The organism is Flintibacter porci (genome assembly GCF_041925195.1).
GTDB classification, from domain to species: Bacteria; Bacillota; Clostridia; order Oscillospirales; family Oscillospiraceae; genus Lawsonibacter; species Lawsonibacter porci.
This window is the reverse complement of the sequence record NZ_JBHEVB010000007.1, coordinates 110,533-134,716: the sequence shown is the minus strand read 5'-3', so window position 1 is coordinate 134,716 and position 24,184 is coordinate 110,533. Positions and strand designations below refer to the sequence as shown.

The following is a 24,184-nucleotide window of genomic DNA, read 5'->3' as shown; positions in this document are numbered from 1 at the left end:
TATTGCCTCCTTACGCCACTGTGGATTCCAGGAACTTATGGGAGGTGAAGGTGAAGGGCACCTCATCCTTCTGGATGGTCTTGCGCTCCCAGTTGACCAGGGGTACCTCATCCAACGACACGTTGTAGAGAGCCACCCGCTCGGAGCCGTAGGCATCGGGATCATCCAGTTTGCTGACAAAGGTTCCCCGGACGTCCTTGCCGTCCCGCACCGCGTCGGCATAGTCCTTAAAGCGGCTGTATACCTTGTAAAAGCCCACCGAGCCGGTACCCTTGGAGCCCATCACCTTGCTGTCCTCCATCATCTGGCGGGCCAGGTTGACGGCCTCCTTGGTGTTGGTGTACTTGGCGGAAAACTTATAGCACTCGGCAATCAGTTCCCCATCCCACCAAAACTCCCCAAAGGTGCCCGACATCACCCGCTTGGCGCTGTCAATGGTACTCATGCGGCATTACCTCCCATATAAAACTCCAGATCAAAGTCCTCCATGGCATCCAGGATCGTGCCTCCCATTCTTACAAACAGGTGGCTGCCGGTATCTGCTTTTAGGATCTCATCGTCGGTCATGTTGGCCACGTCGACACCATTTTCCTTCAGCCAGGCCCGCTGCTTGGTCAGATTGAGTTCCACATAGCTGGTACCTGTCTCAATAACGCCCTCGTTCTCCAACTGGGTCAGGAACTCATGCAGGGCTGTGACAATGAGCATTTTGGTATCGTAGCTGTTGCCCTTACCTCGGAACTGGTCGTCAATGATCAGTTTGGACTGCTGACGGATCAGATCCACTGCTTCCACGATCTTGATCTTCTTCAGGGACTCGCTCTGGTCTTTGCCCACGGTCACCAGGCTGTTGACCGCTCGGCTCAGCCGCACCTTGCGGCCGTCATGGAGCAGAATCAACTTGCCGGCGGCCACGGCTGCATTGGGGTCAGCGATCTCATCCACCGCCGTGACCTCCTCCAGAGGGGCAGAGGTGGCCGAGTTACTGATCTCGGTACCGGCCAGCAGGCCGGCAATCCGGCTGCAGTAGTCCGCCCCGGTGAAGGTCTCCCCACCGGCCACAATACCGGAGGCAGAGAAGTTGATCACCGCCATATTGTCCGCCTCGTGGTCAGGAAGCACCGCTTTGCCGATACAGTACTTTTCCCGTGCCTTGTCCAGCCAGGTAACCAGGGCGGTCATCTCCTCCTCATCCACGTCGGCAGGGGCAGACAGATAGTCAAAGTCTGTGACCTCCAGCGGAGCACAGCCCTTGGTCACCAGGTCATCCTCCGCTCCAATGACCACCAGCAGCACCTTCTGGGGCCGCCGGTCGCCGCCCACAAAGGCTCGTTTGATATTGGCCTCCACTGTAGTGCCCAGACCGGTAGGGATATCCTCCTCCGATCCCAGCACATACAGCCCAGCCTGGGCCCCGGTGTCCCGAACGATCACCGCTACCACCCCGTTTTTCATGCGGGTGGCCACGGTCTCTGCGGCCTTTTTAATGGTAATCGTCAGGGTAGGTACACCCAAATCTGCCATAGTTACTCCTCCTCTCTTCCGTCTGGTGTGACGGAAATGTCGTAATCCTCCAGCGGCGCCGCCGCCACAGGAGTGATGTCCCGGTCATCCTGCCAGGACAGGGTAAAGGTGAGTTCGGCGTAGTCGTTAAAAACCTCACCGGCGGTTCCGCTGATATCCAGATACCGATCCTCCACCTGGATGGCCGCGCAGCTGAACAGCTCCAGAGCCACGGTTAGCCGATCAGACATGGTTTCGATCTGGCTATCGTGGTAGTCATCCACCGTCTCGAAAAAGGTGATCTTTACCTGGGCAGTGCGGTCTACCGTAAAATGAGTGAAGTCCTCCATGGTTTGCTTCCCCACCTCCGTGAGGAAAGAGGGCCGTTTAAATCCCTTGCGCACCACATTCCGGTATGCTTTCAAGTCCGAAAAGCGTTCCTGGGTGAGCGCCTCCACGGCCAGCAAAATATCGTTTACACGCAACATTCACATCACCTATAGATCAAATGCATTCTCTAATTCAACAAGTACAACTTCAGCCGCACGCTCAATGAGATTACTCGAAGCAATTTGGGACTTTGCAAAGCTGTAGAATTGTCGTCCAGGAACATAATTTTTACCACTTCCACGATAGACATATCTTTTTGCTTTGCCGCTTGGCCATCGAACACCATGACCAAACTCCAACGCATTGGTTATCCCCCAACTGTCCAGAGTGCTTCCTTGTACCGGCTCGCTTATTGGTGATACAGCTGCATAGCCACCGCCAGATCCCACTCTTGGATTTTGCCATCTCATGACATGTCCATGACTATCATTCACCCTCTGCCGTATTTGCCCATATAAAACCTTGGACATTTCCAGCGCAGCGTTTCGCATTGCCAGCCGCTTCGCATCTGGAACATTCTCGGCTACATGAGCCCAGACATGATTCCAAAAATAGTCCCAGTCCGTAGTGCTAATCTGAATGCGACTCATTACAGATCCTCCGTGCGTACAATTTCATACTCATTTTTGTATGGATCCAGGGTGTGGGCCAGCTGGACATCATAGTTTACGCCGTCCACCGCCACAAGACCGCCTCGCTGCAGCTGGATGACCTTGGGGGCCACCAGCACATAGATAAGACGGTTGATGGAGTAGGGCTCCGGCTGCTCCCATTTGGCATACTTCTCGGTCAAAATTCCAGGGAAGGCTGCGCCCGGTTCCTCCTCATCGGTATTTGCTCGGCACAAGACCGGATCCACCAGAGCCGCCTGCACATCCAGGTACATCCGGTCTCTGTTGGTGATGGAGGTCAAAAACAGGTGCTGGCCCTTCCAGCGCAGGGCCTGGTGAAGGGTGAGGGGCTGGGTGCGCAGCACTATGGCCGCGTCCCTGGCCCCCACCCCCACCTTGGAAAACAGGTTTGTCTTGCTGGTCTGTTCCACCTGGGCCCAGGCCCGGCGGATGGGGACCCACTTCCAGGTCCCCTCTGACGTCTGCCGCAGCTCCAGCACCTCCAGGGGCTGGTCCAGCCTTCCCGCTCCAATGTAGGCCATAGGTCACCCCTCCCCGCTCGTGTCCAAGTTGGACACCGGCTCGGTCAGCTTCAGCTGGGTGAGGAGCCGCCGGAAGGCCGGGTTGTCCGCCACAATAGTGCCCGTGATCGTGGCGTCCCGCAGGTCAAAGTCCCGCAGCACCATGAAGTTGACACACAGATCATACTGGGCCCGCCGGGTGGTACCGTCAGGGGGCTCCAAAACCCCGGCATGTTCCAGGTAGCCCACCGCCGCATGGTACAGGGTTTCCAGGGTGAGCAGCTCCTCATCCGTGGGCTCCTCGATGCGGCAATAGGCCAGAAGGCTGGCCTTACGCTCCTCTGTCAGGGCCATGGTCAGCCTCCGATGGTGCCGACCACAAAGCCCTTGTCCACGATCAGGTTGCCGCCCACAAAGGCGTCGCCCAGGATGGCGTACATCCGCTCCACTGCCTTGACCGACTCGTCAATGCGGATGGAGTAATCGCCGAACAGGCCCACCTCAAAATTCATGGGGTCGCCGTAGAGGATCTTGCCGTCCCCCACCGCCTTTACCAGATCGTAGGGCAGCACCACGCCGCCGTCCCGGATGGTGCCGCTGTTGGGGTTGGTGGGATCGGGGGTGATCTCCAACAGACGGCGCTTCTCATTGGTGCCCCGCAGCTGGCCCAGGGCCTTCAGGTTGGTCTTGGTGAGCAGCAGCCGGGCGGAGGCACCCATGGCCTCGTCGGAGCCGTAGGCAAAGTACAGGGTATCCAGGGTGTTCACATCGATGGCCGAGCCCAAGGCGGCCTCGGCAAAAATATTGGTGGCTGCCTTATTCTTGGCATTGGTGATGCCGAAGAAAGTGGGGGTAGATGGGTCGTCGCCGTTGACGATCAGATCAGCCAGCTTTCGGCGCAGTGCCCGCATAGCCATGCCGTAGATCTTGTCGTAGTAGCTGGCGGGGGACAGCCGGGCGATATTGCGGTCCACATAGCTGGTCACACTCAGCTCGTAGGGCTTGATCTCCGCCACGCCGAAGGTGGGGTCGGTGGAAGCCGTGCGGGCCGTGCCGGCAGTCTCCTCTACCTTGCCGCCCTTGGCATCAAGCTCAGTAATCACATAAGGCTCCTGGAAGGCGCCCATGCCGGTCATGTCCATCACCCGGACACGATCCACAATGGAAGGCACCACATTTCCCAGAGGGTCACGGATCTCGGCTCCGGCACCGGTGGGCTGCACGATGGTACCGGTAGCCAGGGTGGTCTGATTATTCAGGGCGCGGCGTACCTCATTGGCGGTGAAGGTGACGCTGTCACCCCGCTGCAGGGCGGTAACCCGCTCGGCGGCCAGGTCCTCCAGCTCCGAACCGGTGGGCTCGGGGGTGGAAAGCATCTGCCGCTCCTGCTCGGCCACCAGGTTCTGTACCTGCTGGATCTCGGCATTCAGGTTGGTAATTTGCTCCATCAGGCTCTGGTAGTCCGCCTGGTTGTTGGCCGTCAGGGCCTCCCCGGCCTTCTGGAGCAGGCCGGCGCGCTGGTTGATGAGGGCGTAAAGCTTCTGCTTCATGATTTTCGTTCCTCCAATCAAAATCGATTTCGTTCCAGTTCCAGACGGGCGGAAACCCGCCAGTCGGTACCAGCATCTTTGGGGGCAGGTTCCATCCCCTGCCGAGGGTTGGGGTTGGCCTTGAGGTAGGCCGCCCGAAGGGCGTCCAGATCAGGCAGACCAAAGGCATTGACCAGACTGCCTGGACTCATCCCCTGGCTCTCCTGCCCCAAGATCTCGTCCACAAGGCCGTAATCCAGGGCGGCCTGGGCGGTAAGCCAGGTTTCAGAGCTCATCATCCGCCGCAGACTGGCCCGGTCGCTCTTGCCCCGGGCCTTCAGCTCGTAGGCGTTGAGGATGGCTTCCCGGGTGCTGTCCAACATGCCGATGGAGCGCTGGTGGGCCGTCCGATCCCCGTCAGTACTGGTGCTGGGCAGGTGAATCATCATCTGGGCCACCGGGGAGATGGCCACCGTATCGCAGCCCAGGCAAAGATAACTTGCCGCGCTGGCCGCCAGGCTCTGAATCTCCGCTCGGGTGTGCAGGCCGCTGGCCTTCAGCACCGAGTACATCTCGCTGCCGGCAAAGACCGAGCCGCCGGGGCTGTTGATCTCCAGTACCAGCTCCTCCCCTTCCGGATTGGCGGCAATGGCGTCCCGCACCTGCTGGGGCGAAAAGGCCGAATAGCCAAACCACTCATAGATCCACTTGTCGTCGTCGGCAGATACAATGCCGTTTAGGGTCACTCTCATGTGTTTTCACCTCCGCTTTCTGTATTTCGATTGACCGACAGTTCTCTCCACAAGGAAAGTGGCACATAGTTCAGGGAGGCCAGGCGCTCGTCGCCGCCCTCCACATCGGGCATATCTTCCAGCCGGTTGATGTCATTGACCGAGAACACGCCGATCTCCCGCATGTTCTTATACCAGGCACTCCGGGCGGAGTTGTCGCCCCGAAGCTCGGCCATCATATTGATGCGCAGCTCCAGCCCGGCGGCGATCTGGTCGGCAAAGAGCATCTTGTAGGTCTGCTCCTCCTCGTACTGGGTGACGATGGGGTGCAGGGTCGATACCACATACTCAATGGCGTTCTGCTCGTTGGAGCTGTACGCCTGTTTTCCCTCCTGGAGCTTATAGAGTGGGATTCCAAAATACCGGGCAATGTCCCGGATAGCCACCTCCTGGCTTTCGATAAATTGGGCGTCCTTGTTGCTCAGGCTGACCGACTGATATTTCAGGCCATAGTCCAGAATAGCGATTCGGTTGGCGTTGGTTGGGCCAGAGTGAACCCGCTCCCAATCCCGGCGCAGAAGGTCTTTTCTGCGGATCTTCCGCTCTGGGATTTCCGGGTCATTCACGCTGCCGGACAGGTCAGTATCCGTCTGGAGTACTCCGCCGGGCTGCCCACCGTTTTCGTAGTAGCTCAGGTCGTGCTGCTGCCGGGCTCTGGCTGCGGTGATCACCTCCGCCGCCCGCTGCAGCACCGAGATCCCGGTGATCCCATCCCGGGACGCCCCCTTGTAGTGGTTCACATCGGCATGGGATAGAGTAAACACGCTTCCAGACGCCGGGTCCCGGACATTGTGCCATACCCGTCCGGCGGTGTCCCGCCAGGTATAGACCAGCTCTCCGGGCAGGGGGATCAGCTCCATGATCTCTGCCGTATAGGGGTTGCGCCGGATCCAGTCATAACTGTTCCCCCGGGTCAGGCGGCTGGCCTCCAGCAGCTTTTTCCGCACCGACGGCGCCATGGCCTCATTGGGACGGATGTTCAGCAGCCGAAGCAGGGGCAGCTCCACCCGCTCCCGGGTCACCCGATCCACGCAGTAGGTGGGCAGCTTGGCCATGGAGTCGCTGAGGATCTCAATGCACCGATCCACCGCGCTGAGCTTTCGAGCCGCGGTCTCGCTGGTGTCCAGCGTGGTGGGCGAATAGCCCACCGCTGTGAGGGTGTCTACCGTTACGGCGTTCTTAACAGAGGGAGAGCGGGCCACCGCCCGGAGGCCTTTTGCCACACTCACTGCTCACCGCCTCCCCCCAGGGAACTGAGTACCGCGCCCGCCAGCAGGAACACACCCGCGGCGATTACTCCGGCGGGCATGGAGTACATCCCGGTCCCCAGGCTCACCAGTGCTGCGCCAGCAGCCATCACCAACTCTGTGGCATACTCCGCCACCGCTTTTTTCAGCTCCTTCATCTACGCTCCTTCCTGTGTCCAACTTGGACACCGCTACAAACTAAAGTCCGGCTGAGCCAGGGCCGCCGCCAAATCGGGCTTCTGGGCCTGCTTGGCCATAGCCGTGGCCATGGCAATGATCCAGGCCACGGTGATGTCGATACGGCCTACACTGCGGTTTTTCATGGGCTTGAGGTTCTCGTTTCCATCGGTGGCGCAGCGCACATTGCCAAAGCACCACCGGGCGGCGGTATTGTGCTCGTGGAGCATCTCGTGCTTGCGCAGAAGCAGTTCCACCTGCTTGGTGGCCGGGCTCATGCCCATCATAGCCTGAGAGATCTCAATAACCTCCAGCCCCTCCTGCTCCTCTGTCCCCTGCATCAGCCGCTGGGACAGTGTCCAGGACAGGGCGGGGTCCAGCCCCAGGGTCACCATGTCAAAGTCCCGGGCTGCCTCCCAGATGGTCTGCTCCACGGCGTCATAGTCGATGATGTCGCCTGGACAGCCCTGGAGAAACTCCGCCCGGATCCAGTCTCCGTAGGGCACCCCGTCCCGGGTCTCCCGGGTCTGAAGATCCTCCAGAGGCACCCAGGCCCAGAACAGCACTACCCAGGTCTCCAGGCCCTCCTGGGGCGGGAACAGCAGCACAAAGGCGGTTAGGTCGGTGCTCTTGGATAGATCCAGCCCACCATAGCACCGCTTTCCTCGCAAATACGCACGCACAGCCTGCCGGCGGGAGATCACGTTCAGCCCCTCCCATTCGGGGCGGTTAAACTGGGTTTTGTCGTAGATGGTGAGAGGCACCCAGCCCACCGACTTGACGGCGATCCACTGGTTGAGGCGCAGCCAGCGGAACAGCCGCTCTGCCGCCTCGCTCTGCCGGGCCGCCCGGGCCTCCTTCCGGAAGTCCTTGATCTTCAGGTTGTGGCCAAGGCCGGGATTGCAGGCGTACCACAATTTCTCGTCGTAGATGTCCAGGGCGTCGATCTTGTCCGGGTCGTCCCCGGTGAGCACGCCGATGCCGAACATGATAGGGCACCACTCGGGCAGATCGGCGTCCATCTCCCGCTCCGGCTCCCCCCTCCGCCAGGCCAGGATTCTCCGGCACTTCTCATGGATCTCCCAGCCAATGCTCTTCCGGTCGGGGTCATCCCCTGCCGTGGTCAGCACAATCACCGCCTGCTGCCGCCGGGCGGCGTCGGAGCCGGCGGTGAGCACGTCCCACAGTCGCCGGTTGGGCTGGGCGTGGAGCTCGTCGATGATGATGGCGGAGAAGGAAAAACCGTGCTTGGAGGCGGCCTCGGATGAATAGACCTTCATCAGACCGCCGCCTCTCGTACGGATCTCCCGCACACTGTCCCGGCACCAGACCAGGGGGTCGTGCTCAGGCTGAGAGAGAGCGGTATTCTCCACCATGAACTTGGCACACTGATAGATAATATCCGCGTTGGTCTTGTCGGCGGCAAAGATCCCCACCTGGGGCCTGGGCTCCCCGTCCGCGATCAGGTGGTAGAGGCCCAGGCCGGCTGCAAACTCGCTCTTGCCATTCTTCTTTGGGATCTCCTCATAGAGGAAGCGCCGGTACCGGCTCCAGCTCCCGTCCTCATCCTGGGCCTGGACACCGTAGAACTGGCGGATAGCCTCCTCTTCCCAGCCGGACAACTCAAAGGGCTTGCCCGCCCACTCGTTCTGCCCGAATACCAGCATGGAGAAGAAGGCACGGACCATGTCCACCTCGTTCGGACTGTACCGCAGCACAGTGCCGTCGTCCGGCTTCACTACGGCCACCCCGCCCCCAAGCTGTAACATTTCAGGCACGGCGTCTGGCCTCCATCAGTTTCAGGAAGGGGTTATCCTCTCCCTTGTCCGGCTGCTTGGGGAGAACCAGTCGGCACCGACTGGTGACGGTCATGCCCATGTCATTGGCGCAGGCCCTGGCCTGCTCAAAGTAGGACTTCTGGGCCTTGGTCCACTTGTTCACCAGGTCCGGGTCCTGCTGATCCAGGGCGTCCTGAACCAGGCGGCAGGCCGCCGTGAATTGGTGCTGCGCCACGATGTAGCGCCCAACCGTGTCCCTGTCCAGCTGGGCCGCTCCCATGTCAGCGGCCAGGAGTTCCTTGGCTAAGGCCCGAAAATCGGACTTCAAATACTCCGGCAGCCACTTGGGCACCCGCATCTTGGCGGGCTTTGGAAGCTCCACTTCTCCGGCCGCCCTCTGAGCCTTTTCGGCCTTGCTCAAATGCTTTCGGCCGTTGGCCTCCAGCACGCTCAATTTTTGTCTGGGCCCTGGCATGTTCTCAGCTCCTTTCCCGTCTTTCGCCCCCGTGGGGAAAAAATCTCATACGGAGGGGTGCCTGCGGTCTTACGCCCCCAAAGCCAAAACAATTTTGGCCTGGGAGGATGGTTCAGAAAGCCGCAGGCTTTCCCCGGGTGCGCATAGGCGCAGCGCATCCGCGCCCGGGCGCCCAAGCGTTCTGCCGTCTCGCGGTTATCTGCTTCGATTTTTCTTGCGTTCTTCAGCCATTTCCCTGGCTGTTTTCCGGTTGTGGCAGCGCTCGCACAGGCTCTGGTGGTTAGCCGGATCTATGAACAACTGCCAGTCTCCACGGTGAGGCTCCACGTGGTCCACCACGGTAGCCCAGGTACGGACGCCCCGCCGGGCGCACTCGCGGCAGAACGGCTCCCGCAAGAGCTGCGCGGGACGGAGGTCGTCCGTCCAGAGGGTCAGGCTGTACCAGCTGTGGTACTCCGCCGATGTACGCCTGGGCGCTTTTTTCGGCTTGTGTCTTGGGCAGTACCCATCCCTGGTCAGTTCCCGGCATCCTGGATGTCGGCAGGGACGGAGCGGCTTCATGGCCACGGGCTATCACCTCCGGGCAAAACAAAAAGCCAGCGCCCGACCCTGACTCTCATCAGGTTATCGGGCACTGGCTATCATCGAGCACTGGCCATCTTGGATATTGACTTTGATTTCTGACTTGCACTTATGGCACCAGAGGACTAGGTTCTTAGCCTGGGTGTCTTCGCTGGCCTTTTGGTGCATCGTCGTGTTGCAGAAAGGGCAGACATACCGTCCTTTCCTCACAACAAGTTTACCACATCGCACATCTGTTTGCAAACCTTTTCGCCCCATTTCTGTGTGATATGTAAGAAAATATACTTAACCCCGAGACCGAAAAGAATAGAAAAGCTATTCTTTCTTCCGTCTCCTCCTGCGGCTTCTGTTCCGCTTCTTCCTGTCAGTTTTTGGCAACATATACTTGATCCAGGCAAATTCCCCGTACCCATTGACCACCGGTCCCTCCCGGGCCAAGGTCTCCGCCTCGGGCGGTGCTGCCAGGGTCACGCAGTCTGGCACCGTCTCCGTCTCAGCCTCCGGCCGTCTGAGTCCCAGAGATGGCGTCCAGGTTCGCTCACCCACCTGCGGGTGGCCCCACTCCCGTGGCTCCTTGGTCAGGTAGCTGGCTAGATCTTCATAGGTGTAGTCCTTATGGAAGGACAGCCGGCGCAACTCCACGTTGTCTCCATAGATCCACAGCCGCCGGATTTCCTCCAGATCGGTCCCGGTGGAGTTGAGCACCAGGTGGTGGTGCAGCCGCCCTCCGGGACAGGCCCCTTCGGTGACGTAGATATAATGGAGATCCTCTCCCCGTTCAGCTCGGGCTTTACGTAGTTTGGAAAGAAACGAGCGAATCTTGCGTACTGCCTTGTCCCGGCTGTCCGGAAGGTGCTTGTCATCGTAGGTGAGGGTCACAAACAGGTCGCCATCGTCAAACGCGGCCGCAAGGGTTTGCTCCAACTTCTGAAAGGAAGTCCTGGCGTTGAGCTTCTCCCGGGCGGCAGTGCTGGCCGTCCGCTTCTGGGCCCGGGCCTTGGGGCTGTCCCCTGCCGTACAAGGCGTGTACACCACCGCAAAAACTACCCGGCCCGCCCGGATCTTCCGGAGGATCTTACTCATGGCCATCCTCCTGTTCCAGTGCGTCCAGGGCGGCCCCGATCTGTCTCCAGACCTCCATTGGAATTTTCTTTCCCTCCGTGATGAGCTCCCGGATCAGTTCATCGGTAACCGGCTTCCCAGCCAGCCCAGCCACCTTTGCCAAGCATCCCAGTCCGTTGGCCTTCCGGTAGGCGGTAAGCCGGGCCAGGATCTGGTTCTTTTCCTTGGCTCCATACCCGACATAACGAGGGAAAGGCGGGTCATCCGGCGCAATCTCATCATCCGGGTCCTCGCCACTCCCATCCTGCCCATCGTCCACCCAAGGATCGCTCCAGGTGCATGCCACACCGCCCAGTTTGGGTAGGTATTCCAAGGACAAACCTACCCCCTGCCCTACCACCAACACTCCCAGGGCCAGGCTGTCCATGACAAAGCTCCGCACCGCTCGCAGATCTACCGACTCCTTTGCCGGCACCCGCACTACCAACACCGGGCGGCCCATCTTCTCTATCTCTGTTCGCAAAACCGTTTCATGATCCATTTCTACGCTCCCTTCTTATTTGGTCCAATCATTTTCCTGGTGTCACGAAGATGATCCCCATGCAGGGCAATCATCTTCTCCCGGGTCAGCTTATCCACCACCCGGCCCATGTCCTGCAATTCCCCCATCTGCCTCAGACGCTCCAGATTATAGAGAGTCTGGGCGGTCACCAGCACAGACAGGCGGCGGAGATGTGATTTTCTGCTCATATTGCTTCTCCTTTCTAATCAAAAGGGCAGTTCGCCCTCATCATCCTGCTCCATAAATTCCTGGGCAGGCGGTGCAGGAAGGCTGCGCTCATCGGCGTTGCCCTCGCTGGGAGGTGCTGTCTTGGCTCCGGCAAAGTAGATCTGATCGGCCACTACCTCAGCAGTGCGGCGTTTGGCACCCTCTTTATCCGTCCAGTCCCGGATCTGGAGCCGACCCTCCACCACAGCCAGCTGGCCCTTGCGAAAATATTGCTGGACAAACTTAGCCTTGGCGTTCCAGGCTGCCACCTCGATCCAGTCGGTGGGCCGTCGGCCTGTGGCCTGATCCACAAAGTCCCGGTCCACCGCCAGAGAGAAAGAGGCCACCGGCGTACCGCTCTGAGTGTACCGCACCTCCGGGTCTCGCCCCAGGCGGCCCATGAGGATAATTTTATTCAGCATCCGCGGCCTCCTTATCGTTTATAGCCCTGATCTCATCGAATGTAGGGAAATATCTTCTCTGCGCAACCAAAGTCAGAAGTTCCAGAATAGCCGGGTCATTCGTTTTGATCGGTTGCCCACAGAAGGGACATGGATCACCGCATTTCAGCATGGTCAAAAGTCCTCCTCTTCTGCATAACCAAAGGGGCACGAATCGCAACTCAAAGGTCCGTCTTCATCCACTTCTTCACATGGACGTGACTCTGGCCCATCCATGGGGAATCCACACTTGTATATGATCATGTAAAATTCTCCTTCATCCATTCCTCCCGGGTCTTTCCCTGGAGGTGCATACATAGGTCTGGCTTGTCCAGACGGGTCTGATGGCAACACGGTGGATCCCACCGGTCAAACCACCGTCCGCCGTCTGTCCGGTGCATGGCCGGGGCTTCCCCGCAGCAGTTGCAGCAGGACTGGCCCCGGCACCTTGCCGTGCATGGTTCAAGCTGTACGGGTGGCCGGTTCATGGCTTACCTTTTTCCTGACCTTCGGCAGCTTGGGCGTTCCGTCCTCGTTGCGCTTGCTCCCCGCCCGCAGCCATCGCAGCCAAGTGTCCAGAAATGCCTTGTGAACCACCCTGGGATTCTGGGCTCCGGTGCCCACCTCGTTGTGGTACCCGTGGATCTGCTGGATCTGGTTCCCTCTCATCTCAATGGTAACGTAGGGTACCCCAGGCTGGTCGGACTTCCGCAGGAACAGGATGGTGAGCACCCCTCTGATATGCCGCTCAGCATGGCCGCCCACGCAGTGGTCCAGATCCTTTCCCTCCCGCTTGATGGCCTGGGCCGTCAGCGGGAAGATGATCCGCAGGCCGTCCAGTTCGAACTCATACTTTTCCTTCCGGGACTTTCCATCTACGGCCATCCTCTTGCCTTTTGGCTCCGTGTACCGCTTTTCCAGTTCTGCGGTGAGGGTGTCGTGGGCGGTGTAGAGCTGCTCCGGCCACAGCACCTTGCTGTGCTCCATGCAGTATCCAAGCTGGTAGGCTGCCTCCAGATAGTCCCGGTACACCTCAAACAGGGTGGCATAATACTCCTCATTCTGGGCAAACACCCCGTCCAGATACCGCAAGAAGCGGTTCGGGTCCAGGTTGTATTTTTTGAGGAACCGGAGCACCTCCATGGGTGCCTGATGCACACCCCATAGGTTAAAAAAGTCATAGCAGAATGCGAGGTCCCAGCACTTCCCCCAGTGTCGGCGTACATAGTTTCGCACCGCCAGCACCTCCATGGGCGGCTGGACACCCAGGAACCAGGACAGCTCCCGCTTGTTGAGACCGAAACTCTTTTTCGGGTCGGACTCTTCCCAGCACATAGCCGCTGCGTTTTTCTTTCGCTCAAAGATCAGGTCGGCTATGGGCCGATACAGTCCGCTCTTGACCAGCATCTCCACCTGCCTGGGGTAGATGGCGTAGGCGGTCAGGTAGGAGATAAAATCAGAGAACTTGACCGCATACCCCCGGGCTCCGCCCGGCCGGTACTGCCAATGGTGGAAGTATCCGCAGTACTGGAAGAAGGGGTGGCTCTCCAGAACCTCCCGGTTCAGAATGGAGTAGGACTCATGCTGGTAAAAGGAAATGCTCCCCAACTTAAAGGGCTCTTGGACCCACTTCCGTCGGCCCAGCTTGTCCCGCTCGTAGGTAATAACGGGTTTTTCATCGAATACTTGGTGATCCGCCTGCATCACCTCTCCTTTGACAAACCGGTAACCGCTGGAGCACCAGGCGGTGGGCCGGGCGGTGAGGGCGGCGTCATCTTCGTAGTCCTTCCGGAGAACCAGGGCGTCGGCATACAGTTCATTTCCTCGGGCATGGAGGAGCAAGGTATTCTTGCTCTGCGCCAGTTTTTTTCGTTTGCCCGCCTTGCTGAGGTTAATGGCCGTCACGCTGCGGCCGCACCAGGGGCAGGTCCAGGACTCCTTGTGCTTGAGGTGGTCCAGCAGGTCCCAGTGCTCCGGGGTCTCGGTGCGGGGCAGGACGGGCCTGGTCTCCCGGTGCCCGCAGCAGGAGGCCCGCAGGTCAAGGGTCACCAGCCCCAGGGTGTTCATCCGGCGGAAAAACAGGTAGTGCGGGAACAGGTCGTTCATCCGCACCAGATCCTCCTCGGTCACAGTGGGCCAGCCGTTGAGGATCTCACGCTCTTGTTCGGTGTAACTCATCCCGTCCGCCCCCTTAGAAGAAGTCGGACAGGTTCAGCAGCAGCCCGCCCCGATCCGGCTCTGTCTGCGCCGGCTCCAGCTCAATGACCATCTGAAACTTGACTTTGGCCCCATCGAAGTAGAAGGAGACCGCCCGGCGGTAGGCCTCCAGATCAGAGATAGAGCCGCCTACCCCCTTAGCCACAGCGGCCATGCAGTCCTGAAAGGTTCCGCCCTGGACTACGGCCTGGGCAAACTCCTCGTTCTGTCGGCAGAACTCCAGCAGGGCATCCCGGACAGCGGAGCCCATGGCCCGCTCCTTCTGTCCTTTGATCGTCTTACACTCCGATTCCAACCGCACTTTGGCCTGGTCGTACCATACGCTCATTCTGCGCACCTCCCAATGGCCTCGGACAAGGCCCGCATGGCCTTCTCCACCCCCTGGGCGGCGGTTTGATCGGCCCGCCCCCGCAGCTTGAGGAGGATCCCCCGCATTTTGTTGGCCTGGTCCTGGGCTTGCTGGAATAACACCTGGAAGGTGGCCATGTCCTCGTCGGAGGCTAGCACCGCGTTTTTTCGGGCCCGCTCCGAGTCCTGAAGCTGGGCCTGGGTCCGTTCCAGAGCGGCCTGGGCCTCCTTGGCCTGCGCCTCGGCTTTTTTCTGTCGTTCCTTGGCGCGGTCCAGCTTGGCCTGCATCTCGGCTACAGCTTCTGCCCGAGCTTTCTCCAGAGCTTCCGGATCTGCCACAGTCTCCACGGCTACCTCAACTGGTCGTTTTTTCAGCTCGGCCAGCTCCTGCTGGAGTCGGTCAACATCCTGAACAGTCCGCTGCTTCTCTTCCAGAACGGCCCGGAGAGAAGCCTTCGTCATGGCCATATCATCGGCCATCTTAGCCCGATCCTGCTCGGCTGTGCTGGCCTCCGCCTTGGCCGCCTCGGCGGCCTTGCGAGCTTCGTCCCGTTCCCGGATAGCCTGCTCCAGCTGGCGGGTGGTCATGTCAACGATATTGTTATCCTCAACAAAATCGTTCCGTTCTTCCTTGGGAAGAGCCAGAAGCATGAGCGCCTTCGTTGCCCCCAAATCCGCCAGCGCGGACGGATTTGACCACTCCCGGGCCAAACGCATAAACTTCTGAGCTGTCCTCTCCGACAGTTCTACCCGCTCATTGAGCCACGGAAGCCACTCCCCATGGGGCAACATGTCCTTTGCCTCGATGAGGCACCGGCCAATGGTAAGGATGGCCTCCCCGCCCTTGCGTTTGGCATCCAGGATCTCCCCGGTGATGGCTTCAATAGTGCGCCCTTCAGCGGGTCTTGCCATAGTCTGGGCGATGATTCGCCCTAAATCCGGCTTACTCATGGACCATGCCCTCCTTCTTTAGCAGTTCAGCCACCCACGCCCGGTAATCCCGAGCGGCGGAGCACCAGGGACTCCAGGCCTGGACGGCCCGGCCTGCCCAGCTGGACTCAGGTACCTTGTCGGTGCGGCGGATCACGGTGTCAAAGATGGGGACCGGGCACTCCTCCCGCAGAGTAGTCATGGAGTCGTCTACCACCGGGGCCCGGTGCCACTGGTTAAAGAGCACCCCCGCCACCCGCAGAGTGGGCTGGATAGAGCGCAGGTCATCGATCTGCTCCACCAGACCGGACACTCCCACGGTGGAGCACACGTCGGACAGCACGGGGATGATGATGGCATCGCTGGCCAAGATGGCGGAGACACAGGCGGTGGACAGGTTGGGCGGGCAGTCGATGACGATCACGTCGTAGCTCTCGTCCTCCTCCACGGCCTCTCGCAAATCCCGCAGAGCACGGAAGGAACGGCCGGGGTCGGAGGTCACCGCCTCCAGATCCAGGGCCCACAGGTCTTCCGAGGCGGGCAGCACGTCCAGGCCCTCTACGTCGGTATGTACGGTCAGTTCGTCGTAACAGATAGCATAGCCCCGGAGCAGCGCCCCCAGGCCCGCATATTCTCCCTTGGGCAGGAGGATGCCGGTGGCGTTGGCCTGCCCGTCGGCATCGATGAGCAGCACCCGCATGCGGCAACTGGTGGCCAACACATAGGCCAGATTCACGGCGGTGGTGGTCTTGCCTACCCCGCCCTTGCGGTTAACAATGGCAAAAGTTCTCACAGTGATAACTCCTCTCAATTTTTTGGGATAATCTGAAATGCCTCCCGGATGGTGCGGCCTCCCACCTGGCCCTCGGCTACGTAGTAACGGCCCTTGGGATGGATGCAGACCACCTTGCCCCGCACCGCCCCGGTGCGTGCCTGTACACTCTCCGATCCCTGGCCGTGGACCCAGCAGTCCGGGAGGAATGGAATGGGATCTCCCACCTTCACGACGCGTCACCTCCCTCGTCAAAGGGCAGCGGTCCATCGTCCGCCAGGGTAGTAAAGGTCATCTGCTTGTATTCCGGCTCCCGGCGCACCGGCTTGTCCACCACGCTGGGCTTGAAGCGCTGGTGCGCGCCGTCAAAGACCAGGTAGACGATGCCGCCCGCCTCGCCGTCCTTGTTTTTGGCGATTTTGAGGCAGCGGCGGCTGCGGGGGTTGTTGGGCTCTTCCTTGTACAGCAGCAGAACTCCGTCGGCATCCTGCTCGATCTGGCCGGACTGGCGCAGGGAATGTAGCCCCGGGGCCTTCTCGTTCTCTCCGCCCTTCTGGGGTCTGGAGAGCTGGGACAGCGCGCACACGGTGATGCCTGTAGTCTGGGCCATCACATGCAGGTCCTTGGAGATCTGGGTCACCTGTTCCACGTCGCTGCGCCGCCGGTCATCTGGGGCAATGAGCTGCAAATAGTCGATGTAGATGATATCGTACCGTCTCGCCAGGGCCAGGGCCTGAATATCCACCACGGAGAGGCCGCCCGCCTGGATAATTTCCAGCTTCCGGCCTACCATGGCACTGCTTCGGTACTCGATTTCCCTCCAGTCCGCGTCCTGGAGGGTATGCCCTTTGATCCGGCCGAAGTCTACCCCGCACACGGCGGTGACGGTACGGTCCATGATCTTGTCCGGGTGGGTCTCCAGGGAGAAGTACCCAACCCGCTTGTCCTTGGCCTGGGTCCAGGCCAGCTGGAGAGACAGCGCTGTCTTGCCCGCGCTGGGATAGCCGCCCAGCACCACAAAGTCGCCGTACTCGCACCGGAAGGTGCCATCCACCTTCTCCATCCCCCAGGGAATCAAGTTGGCGGGTTGGCGCTGGCGCTCGTAGAAGTTTAGAAGGCCCTGCTCCATGCTCACGATCTTCACCCCGGGCCGTTCACCCAGGAGCCTCTGCTGCTGCTGAGCAATAACCTGGGCATCCTCCAGAGATACGCAGCTCACCATGCTGGATGCCAGGCTCTTGAGCCGCAGGAGCTTGGATTGCTCCACCAGGATATCCAGGTAGACCTCCACATTGGCGGCAGTTGGCGTCTCGTCCATCAGTTCCACCAGCATAGTCACATACTGGGGGCCGACCCGATCCTTAACCGTTACCGGGTCGATAGGCTTTCCGGCCTGAAAAAGATCCCGGCAGGCCTTGAACAAAGTCCGGTACTCTCCGGTGTAGTCCTCCTCCCTGGTCCGGTGAAGGACGGTACCGGCTACTTTGTCACCGTCCAGCAACATGGAGCCGATCACCGAGCGCTGCGCGTCATAGTATTGACTCATAGCAGGTAGGTCCCCTCCTCCTCCAACACCCGAGCCGACTCACCCTGGGCAGTTTGAGTGCGGGTGGGCCGAGGCTTGTCCTCATCCTCCCAGCGGCGGTTATTGAGCCAGGTGGACGCATACGGAATCCCAATGCCACGCTGCCACTCCTCGCTTGCCATCTGACGCTTGAGGGCACGGGCCATTACCACCAGCAGCGCGTCGTCCGGCTTCAGCTTGTCCCAGGCTTTGATGGCCGCCTGTTTGGACCGGCCGCATGGATACGCAGCCCAGAAGTCCGCAAACCGCTCCGGCTTCCAGTCCGGAGCCTCTTTCGGGGCATTGGACCGCTTGCCGCGCTTTTTCGCTGGCGTTTCCCCCTTGGGGGGATTATAGGGGGGATATTCTACTGTACTATTACTTGTATTATTCTCTCCGCCATTTTTACGGGGAGGTCCCCCTAATTTTGCGGGGACCCTCCCCGCATTTTTAAGGGGAGGGGGTACAGTGGAGCCAGGTGGCCCGCAGATCCAGATCTTCCGGCATAAGACCTCCTGGTTCTCTGGATCCCGCTCCACCTCCATATGGATGTGGCCCCGATCTCTGAGCTGCTTGAGCAGCCCCTCCACGGTCCGCTTGGAAATGCCCAGTGTCTCGGCCAACCGAGCGTTCCAGGCCCAGCAGTAGCCCTCAGCCTGGGCCAAAGCGGACAGTTCTCCATATAGTAGCTTGGCATTGGGCCTCAGGGTGTGGTCATCCCGCACCCGGGCCGGGATCACGGAGTATAAACTCCGGTATATCTCCCCCATCTCAAATCACCTCTTGCGTTTCTCACGGTGGTGTGCTATCATACAAGTGTTCTCACGGTGGGCTCCGCCCATCGGCCCGGGGGTCGGCAAAGCCCTCGGGCATTTTTTATGCCATGACGGCCGCCCAGTAGGTCAAACCAGCCAGCACGGCTGCCACTAGGGACAGCCCCAACCCGAACCACTCCAGTGCCTCGTACAGGCCGGGGTGGTTTTTTCGCAGTCGCTCCCACATTATCTACACCTCTCTTTGTATTCATGTCCCAATCTAGCCAGGGATTGTCTTCTGTTGCCCCACCTCCCCGCCCGTGGTAAAATTAGGACGGTAGAAAGGAGGTGAGATTTATGATCCGAATTTCCGTGTCGTATGAAAAGGGAGACTGCTATACCTGCGACGATGTCACCAAAATCGTCTATACCGATGTGATTGGAACTGAAATGACTGTCGAAGGAGAAGAGCTCTTGAATCATCATTTCCCCATCGGAAGAACACTTTGGGTACATTCCTCAAATGGTACCGGAAGTGTTTCCGGCTCGGGTATCCGAGCTATTGACGTTTACGAAGCGTAACGTCATCCTTTCACCCTGATGCTTATCATAGCGTCAGGGTATTTTTTTTGCAGGTCAGAAGCCTTGCTTAATACGGCCTCTAAGCACTCCATACTCTGCAGCTCAATTATAACTTCCATTTTCCCCCTCCTCTCCCACATCCATCAGCCCTCTAGGACGTTCAGGAGCTTACTCAGGTGATAGATCGCCCCGACAGGTGCCCCTTCCTGAATTGCCTCACGCTGCAGACGGCGCACCCGCTCAGACAGCGTGAGCGTCTGCTGCTCCCGCAGGTAGATGCCGTCGTCGCTCCCGATAACCTCAATGGGCGTGCCCTCCTGCCAGCCCAGCTGCTCCCGGATGCTCTTAGGGATCACCACCCGCCCCAGCGGGTCCATTCTGCGAATGATCGCAGTCATAAAAATCCTCCCATTCTCCGCCCCACCGGCCATCGGTGGGGCGTTTCTTATGTAATGCTTCTTGGGCGTCTCACCCATGGCCTTGGCTTGAGCCCAGGCCCCGGGCGGCCATCATCTTGCGCATCTCCGCGCGATAGAGGATCTCGTTGAATTTGGCGTCTGCCCGGTCCTTGTCCTCCTGGGTGAAGTTTTTACAGTAGGTGTCGTAGATCTCCACATGGGCTCCATTGGGCGTATCGAACGACATGACGAGATCGTCAGGATTTGCCGGCATAATATCGCCTCCTCACGAAAGTCTATTCCCTTGACAGTCTGTCCTATCCCACAAAACTTGGAAGGGTTACCGCCAAAAGGACCACCAAGCTCATAATCACTGCCGCCTTTGCATTCTCCATGTACCAGCGACGCCGCTGCTGCCGAGTCATGGACTCATACTCTCTCTTGGTCATGTTAGCCTCCCTCCGATATGTCAGTCCCCGTGCTCACAGAACCGCAGCTCCATGCCGCACTGGATCAGCTCCTTCAGGTCTTCTACGATGGCGTCATACTCCGCTCGCTCCTCCTCATCGACCCGGTTATCCTCGGCGATCTGCATCAGACGTTCCACCGAGTGGTTCTTGGCAAACCGGGTAAGCCGGTTGAACAGCCGCACCACAGACTCCATCAAGGTACGGGGTTGGATCACGGGGATGATGCTGGACGCCAGCTCGTCATACAGGTTGACGTGCTGCACAGCCAGACGCTGGGCGTTGTAGCAGATCACCATCCGTGAGACTACATGATTGGGTGGGATGCGCTGGCCGGTTTCATAGGCACGTACACTCTCCACGCTGATACCCAGCTGCTCTGCGGCCGCTTCCTGGGTGATACCGGCATTCCGTCGAGCTATTTTATAGATATTCCGGTATTCCTCCGGCATGGGAACTCCCTCCTTTTTGAGGTAGAATTATTAAGCAGAGGTGCGGCCAGGGGGCTCCCGGCCCAGCAGCTGATCGGCTGTGCAGCCAAGCAGATCACACAAGGCGATAATGTTGCCCATGGAGATATTCTTCATTCCCAGCTCCCAGTGGGCCACCGATCCCGGCGTGACGTTGATTCGCCTTGCCAGCTCTACCTGGGAGAACCCCTTGGCTTCCCGGAGCTCCCGGAGCCGATTCTCGTACACCATCGCGCACTCCTCCTTTCTTTTTGGTGTTGCTTGCCACTGGCAAGCGTGATAGAATAAAATAAATATTTATATCTCATTGGGGTGATCCCATGCAAAGAGCACAGGAAATAGATACAAGTGCCATCGAGCTATCAGGAACAGAAAAAAAGATATTAAGGACCCTTCTAAATAGTGGTGTGATGCCTGACGAACCGCTTACAGATGAAATGGACCCATATCCCTATCTGCACCGCACCAATCTGATCGAGCGATGCTACTCCGAAAAATATCCGTATGAACATCCCGGGCCCGGTGTAATTACAATCCCGCTCAACGCGATCCGGATTACCGATAAAGGGCGGGTTGCATTACGCCGCTCGCAATCGAATTCGTCACATTGGAAATGGCAGATCGTCTGTGACATTGCAACGCTTGTCATTTCACTTGCCGCCTTCATCAAGTCGTTCTTTTTCTGACGCGACTTCATAAACACCGGTGCAGCCTTGGACCACAAGGCAGCTCTGCCCCGTCTCCTTCTCCAGCTTCTTCCGTATAAGCACAAGCTGCTGCTCCGAAAGATCGGCGGAAGCATACGTAAAAATCAGCACCTGTATCACCTCCGATCTTCTTTACCGCGAACTGGGCGGAGCAATGACCCACAGGTCGGATACCTTCTTCCCCTCCAGTTGTGCGGCGCGGTACTCTTCGATCATTTGCAGTAATACCGCACCTTGCAGCTCTGGAAGCTGTTGAAGCAATGCTCGGATAGCTGATAGCTCTTTTAAGATTGCTTCCATCTGGTCCACCCTTTCTCCCCCCTCTCGTTTGACTTTAAATCACATTAACAGCAAAAGGTGTGTGCCATGCCAGAAATCAACGACATTGACGCAGAAATCTTACGTTTTATAAGGGCTCATGAGCCTACAAGTCTCGACTCCATCATAAGTGGGCTCCCCAATATTTCGGCAGTTAGCTTTCGTGTGAAGCAAATGTGTTCCAGCGGCCGTTATCATACCCCTGGTACTAGGGATCGGAACGACTGGTTCATCACGCAGGACACTCGAACCTTCCGGGACGGTACTGTCCTAAAAGAGGAATACTTGGACGCTTACCGTCTGACGGATCTAGGAAAGAAAGTCTTGCAGGATCATGAATATTCAGAAAAAAAAGCACCGGCGGGAACTCTGGCTGAAAAACGCCTGGATTCCGATTATTGTTGCATTTGTAACCACTTTATTAACAAATTACATGCTGCCGAAGCTGCCGCAGATAATAGAATGGTTGAGCCATACTCTTTCCAAAACTTCTTCATGACAGATCCCCCTCTCGTTTGACTCTAAATCACTTGCTGTGAGTAAATCATAAATCCGCAATTGCGGATTGTCAATAAATAATTTGCGCGTTTTCCAATTTATGCGCAATTTCCAAATTCTTTTTATAATAGGAGTGGTGCCTCTTGGATGCCAACGTTTTTGTGCAAAATATCAAACGCCTTTGTACAAAGAAAGGCATTAAGCCGACTAATGCCTGCAAAGAAAGCGGCGTTGGGAGTAGTTTCATAAACGATATTGAGCGTGGACGAACCCCCTCCGTGGCCAAGGTACAGATGCTAGCAGACTACTTGGGTGTAACCACCAGCGAGCTGCTGGGCGAAAAAATAGAGCCCGGCAGTGATGCCGGACCCCCGTCAGAGAATGAATTGATTTTCAGATCACTTCCTCCAGAGCTTCAGGAGGAGGCGCTGCGCTACATGCGCTATTTGGCTCAGACCGCTGCACAGCAGCAAGAGCCAAAGAAACCTGTTGAGGAGTGAGCAGGCGCTCCAGCGCCCGAAATTCTTGGATGCGGCGTGCAGGATCATCGTCCATTCTATCGCTCCTCTCTACCACTATTCTGTTTGACAATTATAGTACATCTGTTCTATTATTTCAATAGAGCAGAAAAAAATTGTGTTCAAGTTGGACACTTTGTAAGAGGATGATTGAAATGAAAAAATACATATTCTCAGCTTTCCTCATCTCTGCTTTACTTTTTGTCTCCTCCTGTGGCACTCAGAGTGCTTCATCTGAGCCAAAGATTGAAAATGTGGAAAACAAAACCATCTCAATTACGTGGGATAGCTGGGATAGCGCAGGAAAAGAGATATCCACAATTACTCGTGAGGGCACCTATACAGGTGAGATGATTGATGGCATTCCTAACGGACAAGGCACGTTTTCTTCTATGAATGATAATGGCGTCACATGGATCTACACTGGTGGCTTTAAAGATGGAAAATTCCACGGCCAGGGAAAAACAACTTGGGATGGAAGTAACGAACTGGAAACTGGTACCTATGTAGATGGATTATTTACTCCGACCACATGCGAACTATTTGTTTCTGTTGCTCCCACGTTTGGTGCTCCTTATTCAATTTCAGAAGAAAATCAGGCTTTCATGGAAGAGAACGCTGATATTTTTCCAGCAACCACGGAAGATTCCCAAAACAAAGCCTCCGCTTTTGTCCAGGATGACCTTACATATCCTATGATGACCAAAACACTGGACGGATTAGAGGGGCGCCTATATCAGTGTAATCGTGCATTAGCTACTCAAGTATTTCAAAATTCAATGTACGGGCACACCGTAACTTCTATATTTGCCTACGATGAAGATTCTAATTGCTATGTGATTTTATACGACGGTACCCTTCCGGATATCTTAGATGAGACCATGATTTGTTTCACTGCGTTACCGGTCTCTGTCTCAGGCTATAACAATGTAAGTGGTGGAACGACTAATACAATCGTAATGATCGGATCATCCGTTAATGTTCTTGGCTAAAGTAACTTAAGAATGGAAGGACAATAACCATGAAAAAGCTTTTTGCGTTCTGGATCTCCTTGTCTCTTGCCGTCTCTCTAGTCGCTTGCTCCGGCGATACAGACCACTCTGCCGCTGAATCCAACAGCGATGCATCCGCCTCTCTCTCCTCCGTCTCCACCTCTGAACCGGAAGTCCCCGCCATCACCTCCCTCTCCCTGGACTGCGACCAGTCCATTGAGCTGGATGTGAAGGACACCAAGTCCATTCCCGTTCTGGTTCTGGAGGAAGGTGCTGATGCCACGGATGTGGAGTTCACCAGCTCTGCCCCCGACGTCCTTACCTTCACCCCGCAGGACGACAACGGCACTCTGGTGGGCGTAGCAACTCCCAAGGCTGAGGGTACCACAGAGATCTCCGTCTCTGCCGGCGGCGTCAAGAGCCAGATTGTCACCATCACTGTCATCGACTCGGAGCGTATCGCCGCCGAGGAGGCTGCCAAGAAAGCCGCGGAAGAAGAAGCAGCTCGCAAGGCCGCCGAGGAGGCAGCAGCTCAGAAAGCGGCAGAAGAGGCTGCTGCTCAGCAGGCCGCCCAGCAGCAAAAGCAGCAGAACCAGCAGTCTCAGTCCAATGGCCGCACCGTCTATATCACCCCCACCGGCAAACGGTATCACTATGACAACCATTGTAACGACGGCACCTATATCCCATCCACGCTGGCAGAGGCTCAGGCCAAAGGTCTGACTCCCTGCAAGAAGTGCGCGGGAGGCTAGTAAAATATTTAGAAGGAGACT

General features: G+C 57.9%; 38 protein-coding genes. 6 read left to right on the top strand and 32 right to left on the bottom strand.

Annotation, left to right across the window (positions count from 1 at the left end; genetic code table 11):
• Positions 1–10: 10 nt before the first annotated feature.
• The 26 genes from ACEVJL_RS09585 to ACEVJL_RS09460 all read right to left on the bottom strand — a co-directional run bounded on the left by ACEVJL_RS09585 (position 11) and on the right by ACEVJL_RS09460 (position 18,708).
• A complete protein-coding gene (locus tag ACEVJL_RS09585) occupies positions 11–445 on the bottom strand; it encodes a phage tail tube protein (protein ID WP_235398496.1) in 435 nt (144 codons plus the stop codon).
• Complete coding sequence (locus ACEVJL_RS09580; RefSeq protein ID WP_374737658.1) at positions 442–1,524, bottom strand: phage tail sheath C-terminal domain-containing protein; 1,083 nt, start codon at positions 1,522–1,524, stop codon at positions 442–444. The genes ACEVJL_RS09585 and ACEVJL_RS09580 overlap by 4 nt, the downstream gene beginning before the upstream one ends.
• Before the next feature lie 2 nt (positions 1,525–1,526).
• Positions 1,527–1,991, bottom strand: a complete 465-nt coding sequence (locus ACEVJL_RS09575) for a phage tail terminator family protein (RefSeq protein WP_374737656.1) — start codon at positions 1,989–1,991, stop codon at positions 1,527–1,529.
• A gap of 9 nt (positions 1,992–2,000) precedes the next feature.
• Complete coding sequence (locus tag ACEVJL_RS09570; protein WP_374737654.1) at positions 2,001–2,483, bottom strand: hypothetical protein; 483 nt, start codon at positions 2,481–2,483, stop codon at positions 2,001–2,003.
• Positions 2,483–3,046 carry a head-tail adaptor protein gene (locus ACEVJL_RS09565; protein ID WP_374737652.1) on the bottom strand — a complete coding sequence of 188 codons (564 nt, stop codon included), beginning with the start codon at positions 3,044–3,046 and terminating at the stop codon, positions 2,483–2,485. Before ACEVJL_RS09565 ends, ACEVJL_RS09570 begins: the two co-directional genes overlap by 1 nt.
• A 3-nt stretch (positions 3,047–3,049) precedes the next feature.
• On the bottom strand, positions 3,050–3,379 hold the full coding sequence (locus ACEVJL_RS09560; RefSeq protein WP_235398491.1) for a head-tail connector protein: 330 nt from the start codon (positions 3,377–3,379) through the stop codon (positions 3,050–3,052).
• 2 nt (positions 3,380–3,381) lie between these two features.
• Entirely contained in the window at positions 3,382–4,575 is a 1,194-nt protein-coding gene (locus ACEVJL_RS09555) for a phage major capsid protein (RefSeq protein ID WP_374737650.1), read from the bottom strand.
• A 17-nt stretch (positions 4,576–4,592) separates the two neighbouring features.
• Positions 4,593–5,306, bottom strand: coding sequence for a head maturation protease, ClpP-related (locus ACEVJL_RS09550; protein WP_374737649.1), 714 nt, complete (start codon positions 5,304–5,306; stop codon positions 4,593–4,595).
• A complete protein-coding gene (locus ACEVJL_RS09545) occupies positions 5,303–6,574 on the bottom strand; it encodes a phage portal protein (RefSeq protein WP_374737647.1) in 1,272 nt (423 codons plus the stop codon). Before ACEVJL_RS09545 ends, ACEVJL_RS09550 begins: the two co-directional genes overlap by 4 nt.
• Positions 6,571–6,750: a hypothetical protein gene (locus ACEVJL_RS09540; protein ID WP_374737646.1), complete on the bottom strand. Its 180-nt coding sequence runs from the start codon at positions 6,748–6,750 to the stop codon at positions 6,571–6,573. Before ACEVJL_RS09540 ends, ACEVJL_RS09545 begins: the two co-directional genes overlap by 4 nt.
• A gap of 33 nt (positions 6,751–6,783) precedes the next feature.
• Positions 6,784–8,538, bottom strand: a complete 1,755-nt coding sequence (locus tag ACEVJL_RS09535) for a terminase large subunit (protein ID WP_374737742.1) — start codon at positions 8,536–8,538, stop codon at positions 6,784–6,786.
• A gap of 1 nt (position 8,539) precedes the next feature.
• Positions 8,540–9,022: a phage terminase small subunit P27 family gene (locus ACEVJL_RS09530; protein ID WP_374737644.1), complete on the bottom strand. Its 483-nt coding sequence runs from the start codon at positions 9,020–9,022 to the stop codon at positions 8,540–8,542.
• Positions 9,023–9,217: 195 nt separating this feature from the next.
• Positions 9,218–9,583, bottom strand: a complete 366-nt coding sequence (locus ACEVJL_RS09525) for an HNH endonuclease (protein WP_374737740.1) — start codon at positions 9,581–9,583, stop codon at positions 9,218–9,220.
• A gap of 63 nt (positions 9,584–9,646) precedes the next feature.
• Complete coding sequence (locus tag ACEVJL_RS09520) at positions 9,647–9,862, bottom strand: cysteine-rich KTR domain-containing protein (protein ID WP_374737642.1); 216 nt, start codon at positions 9,860–9,862, stop codon at positions 9,647–9,649.
• 57 nt (positions 9,863–9,919) lie between these two features.
• Positions 9,920–10,687, bottom strand: a complete 768-nt coding sequence (locus tag ACEVJL_RS09515; RefSeq protein WP_374737641.1) for a rolling circle replication-associated protein — start codon at positions 10,685–10,687, stop codon at positions 9,920–9,922.
• Positions 10,680–11,207, bottom strand: a complete 528-nt coding sequence (locus tag ACEVJL_RS09510) for a hypothetical protein (RefSeq protein ID WP_374737639.1) — start codon at positions 11,205–11,207, stop codon at positions 10,680–10,682. The genes ACEVJL_RS09515 and ACEVJL_RS09510 overlap by 8 nt, the downstream gene beginning before the upstream one ends.
• Before the next feature lie 2 nt (positions 11,208–11,209).
• Positions 11,210–11,416 carry a hypothetical protein gene (locus ACEVJL_RS09505; RefSeq protein ID WP_374737637.1) on the bottom strand — a complete coding sequence of 69 codons (207 nt, stop codon included), beginning with the start codon at positions 11,414–11,416 and terminating at the stop codon, positions 11,210–11,212.
• Between the two features lie 18 nt (positions 11,417–11,434).
• Entirely contained in the window at positions 11,435–11,857 is a 423-nt protein-coding gene (locus tag ACEVJL_RS09500; RefSeq protein ID WP_374737635.1) for a single-stranded DNA-binding protein, read from the bottom strand.
• Positions 11,858–12,337: 480 nt separating this feature from the next.
• A complete protein-coding gene (locus tag ACEVJL_RS09495; RefSeq protein ID WP_374737633.1) occupies positions 12,338–14,053 on the bottom strand; it encodes a PcfJ domain-containing protein in 1,716 nt (571 codons plus the stop codon).
• A gap of 13 nt (positions 14,054–14,066) precedes the next feature.
• Entirely contained in the window at positions 14,067–14,420 is a 354-nt protein-coding gene (locus ACEVJL_RS09490; protein WP_374737631.1) for a hypothetical protein, read from the bottom strand.
• Positions 14,417–15,391 (bottom strand): DUF3102 domain-containing protein, encoded by a 975-nt coding sequence (locus tag ACEVJL_RS09485; RefSeq protein ID WP_374737630.1) that lies wholly within the window; start codon positions 15,389–15,391, stop codon positions 14,417–14,419. Before ACEVJL_RS09485 ends, ACEVJL_RS09490 begins: the two co-directional genes overlap by 4 nt.
• A complete protein-coding gene (locus tag ACEVJL_RS09480; RefSeq protein WP_374737629.1) occupies positions 15,384–16,163 on the bottom strand; it encodes a ParA family protein in 780 nt (259 codons plus the stop codon). The genes ACEVJL_RS09485 and ACEVJL_RS09480 overlap by 8 nt, the downstream gene beginning before the upstream one ends.
• Positions 16,164–16,177: 14 nt before the next feature.
• Positions 16,178–16,375, bottom strand: coding sequence for a hypothetical protein (locus tag ACEVJL_RS09475; RefSeq protein ID WP_374737628.1), 198 nt, complete (start codon positions 16,373–16,375; stop codon positions 16,178–16,180).
• Positions 16,372–17,688, bottom strand: a complete 1,317-nt coding sequence (locus tag ACEVJL_RS09470) for a replicative DNA helicase (RefSeq protein WP_374737626.1) — start codon at positions 17,686–17,688, stop codon at positions 16,372–16,374. The genes ACEVJL_RS09475 and ACEVJL_RS09470 overlap by 4 nt, the downstream gene beginning before the upstream one ends.
• Complete coding sequence (locus ACEVJL_RS09465) at positions 17,685–18,476, bottom strand: helix-turn-helix domain-containing protein (protein ID WP_374737624.1); 792 nt, start codon at positions 18,474–18,476, stop codon at positions 17,685–17,687. Before ACEVJL_RS09465 ends, ACEVJL_RS09470 begins: the two co-directional genes overlap by 4 nt.
• Positions 18,477–18,582: 106 nt before the next feature.
• Positions 18,583–18,708 carry a hypothetical protein gene (locus ACEVJL_RS09460; protein WP_325207275.1) on the bottom strand — a complete coding sequence of 42 codons (126 nt, stop codon included), beginning with the start codon at positions 18,706–18,708 and terminating at the stop codon, positions 18,583–18,585.
• 110 nt (positions 18,709–18,818) lie between these two features.
• Between ACEVJL_RS09460 and ACEVJL_RS09455 the strand changes: the two genes are divergently transcribed.
• Positions 18,819–19,043: a hypothetical protein gene (locus tag ACEVJL_RS09455; protein ID WP_325207274.1), complete on the top strand. Its 225-nt coding sequence runs from the start codon at positions 18,819–18,821 to the stop codon at positions 19,041–19,043.
• 143 nt (positions 19,044–19,186) lie between these two features.
• On the opposite strand, the gene ACEVJL_RS09450 is transcribed toward ACEVJL_RS09455, so the two are convergent.
• The 5 genes from ACEVJL_RS09450 to ACEVJL_RS09430 form a co-directional block, all read right to left on the bottom strand.
• Positions 19,187–19,441, bottom strand: a complete 255-nt coding sequence (locus tag ACEVJL_RS09450) for an AbrB/MazE/SpoVT family DNA-binding domain-containing protein (RefSeq protein WP_325207273.1) — start codon at positions 19,439–19,441, stop codon at positions 19,187–19,189.
• Positions 19,442–19,511: 70 nt separating this feature from the next.
• Positions 19,512–19,715 carry a hypothetical protein gene (locus ACEVJL_RS09445; protein WP_325207272.1) on the bottom strand — a complete coding sequence of 68 codons (204 nt, stop codon included), beginning with the start codon at positions 19,713–19,715 and terminating at the stop codon, positions 19,512–19,514.
• Between the two features lie 43 nt (positions 19,716–19,758).
• A complete protein-coding gene (locus ACEVJL_RS09440) occupies positions 19,759–19,890 on the bottom strand; it encodes a hypothetical protein (RefSeq protein ID WP_325207271.1) in 132 nt (43 codons plus the stop codon).
• 20 nt (positions 19,891–19,910) lie between these two features.
• The gene (locus tag ACEVJL_RS09435) at positions 19,911–20,360 is read right to left on the bottom strand and encodes a helix-turn-helix domain-containing protein (protein ID WP_374737623.1); all 450 of its coding nucleotides are present in this window, start codon (positions 20,358–20,360) and stop codon (positions 19,911–19,913) included.
• Positions 20,361–20,390: 30 nt separating this feature from the next.
• Complete coding sequence (locus ACEVJL_RS09430) at positions 20,391–20,609, bottom strand: helix-turn-helix domain-containing protein (protein ID WP_374737621.1); 219 nt, start codon at positions 20,607–20,609, stop codon at positions 20,391–20,393.
• Positions 20,610–20,698: 89 nt separating this feature from the next.
• On the opposite strand from ACEVJL_RS09430, the gene ACEVJL_RS09425 reads away from it, so the two are divergent.
• Entirely contained in the window at positions 20,699–21,064 is a 366-nt protein-coding gene (locus ACEVJL_RS09425; RefSeq protein WP_374737619.1) for a hypothetical protein, read from the top strand.
• A gap of 153 nt (positions 21,065–21,217) precedes the next feature.
• Here ACEVJL_RS09425 and ACEVJL_RS09420 read toward each other — a convergent pair whose 3' ends face one another.
• Entirely contained in the window at positions 21,218–21,394 is a 177-nt protein-coding gene (locus ACEVJL_RS09420; RefSeq protein ID WP_374737617.1) for a hypothetical protein, read from the bottom strand.
• A gap of 57 nt (positions 21,395–21,451) precedes the next feature.
• On the opposite strand from ACEVJL_RS09420, the gene ACEVJL_RS09415 reads away from it, so the two are divergent.
• The 4 genes from ACEVJL_RS09415 (at position 21,452) to ACEVJL_RS09400 (ending at position 24,163) form a co-directional block, all read left to right on the top strand.
• Positions 21,452–21,922, top strand: a complete 471-nt coding sequence (locus ACEVJL_RS09415) for a hypothetical protein (RefSeq protein ID WP_374737616.1) — start codon at positions 21,452–21,454, stop codon at positions 21,920–21,922.
• Between the two features lie 122 nt (positions 21,923–22,044).
• Positions 22,045–22,401, top strand: a complete 357-nt coding sequence (locus tag ACEVJL_RS09410) for a helix-turn-helix domain-containing protein (protein ID WP_235398468.1) — start codon at positions 22,045–22,047, stop codon at positions 22,399–22,401.
• 173 nt (positions 22,402–22,574) lie between these two features.
• On the top strand, positions 22,575–23,411 hold the full coding sequence (locus ACEVJL_RS09405) for an MORN repeat-containing protein (protein ID WP_374737614.1): 837 nt from the start codon (positions 22,575–22,577) through the stop codon (positions 23,409–23,411).
• Between the two features lie 29 nt (positions 23,412–23,440).
• A complete protein-coding gene (locus ACEVJL_RS09400; RefSeq protein WP_374737613.1) occupies positions 23,441–24,163 on the top strand; it encodes a hypothetical protein in 723 nt (240 codons plus the stop codon).
• The last annotated feature ends 21 nt before the right edge of the window (positions 24,164–24,184 follow it).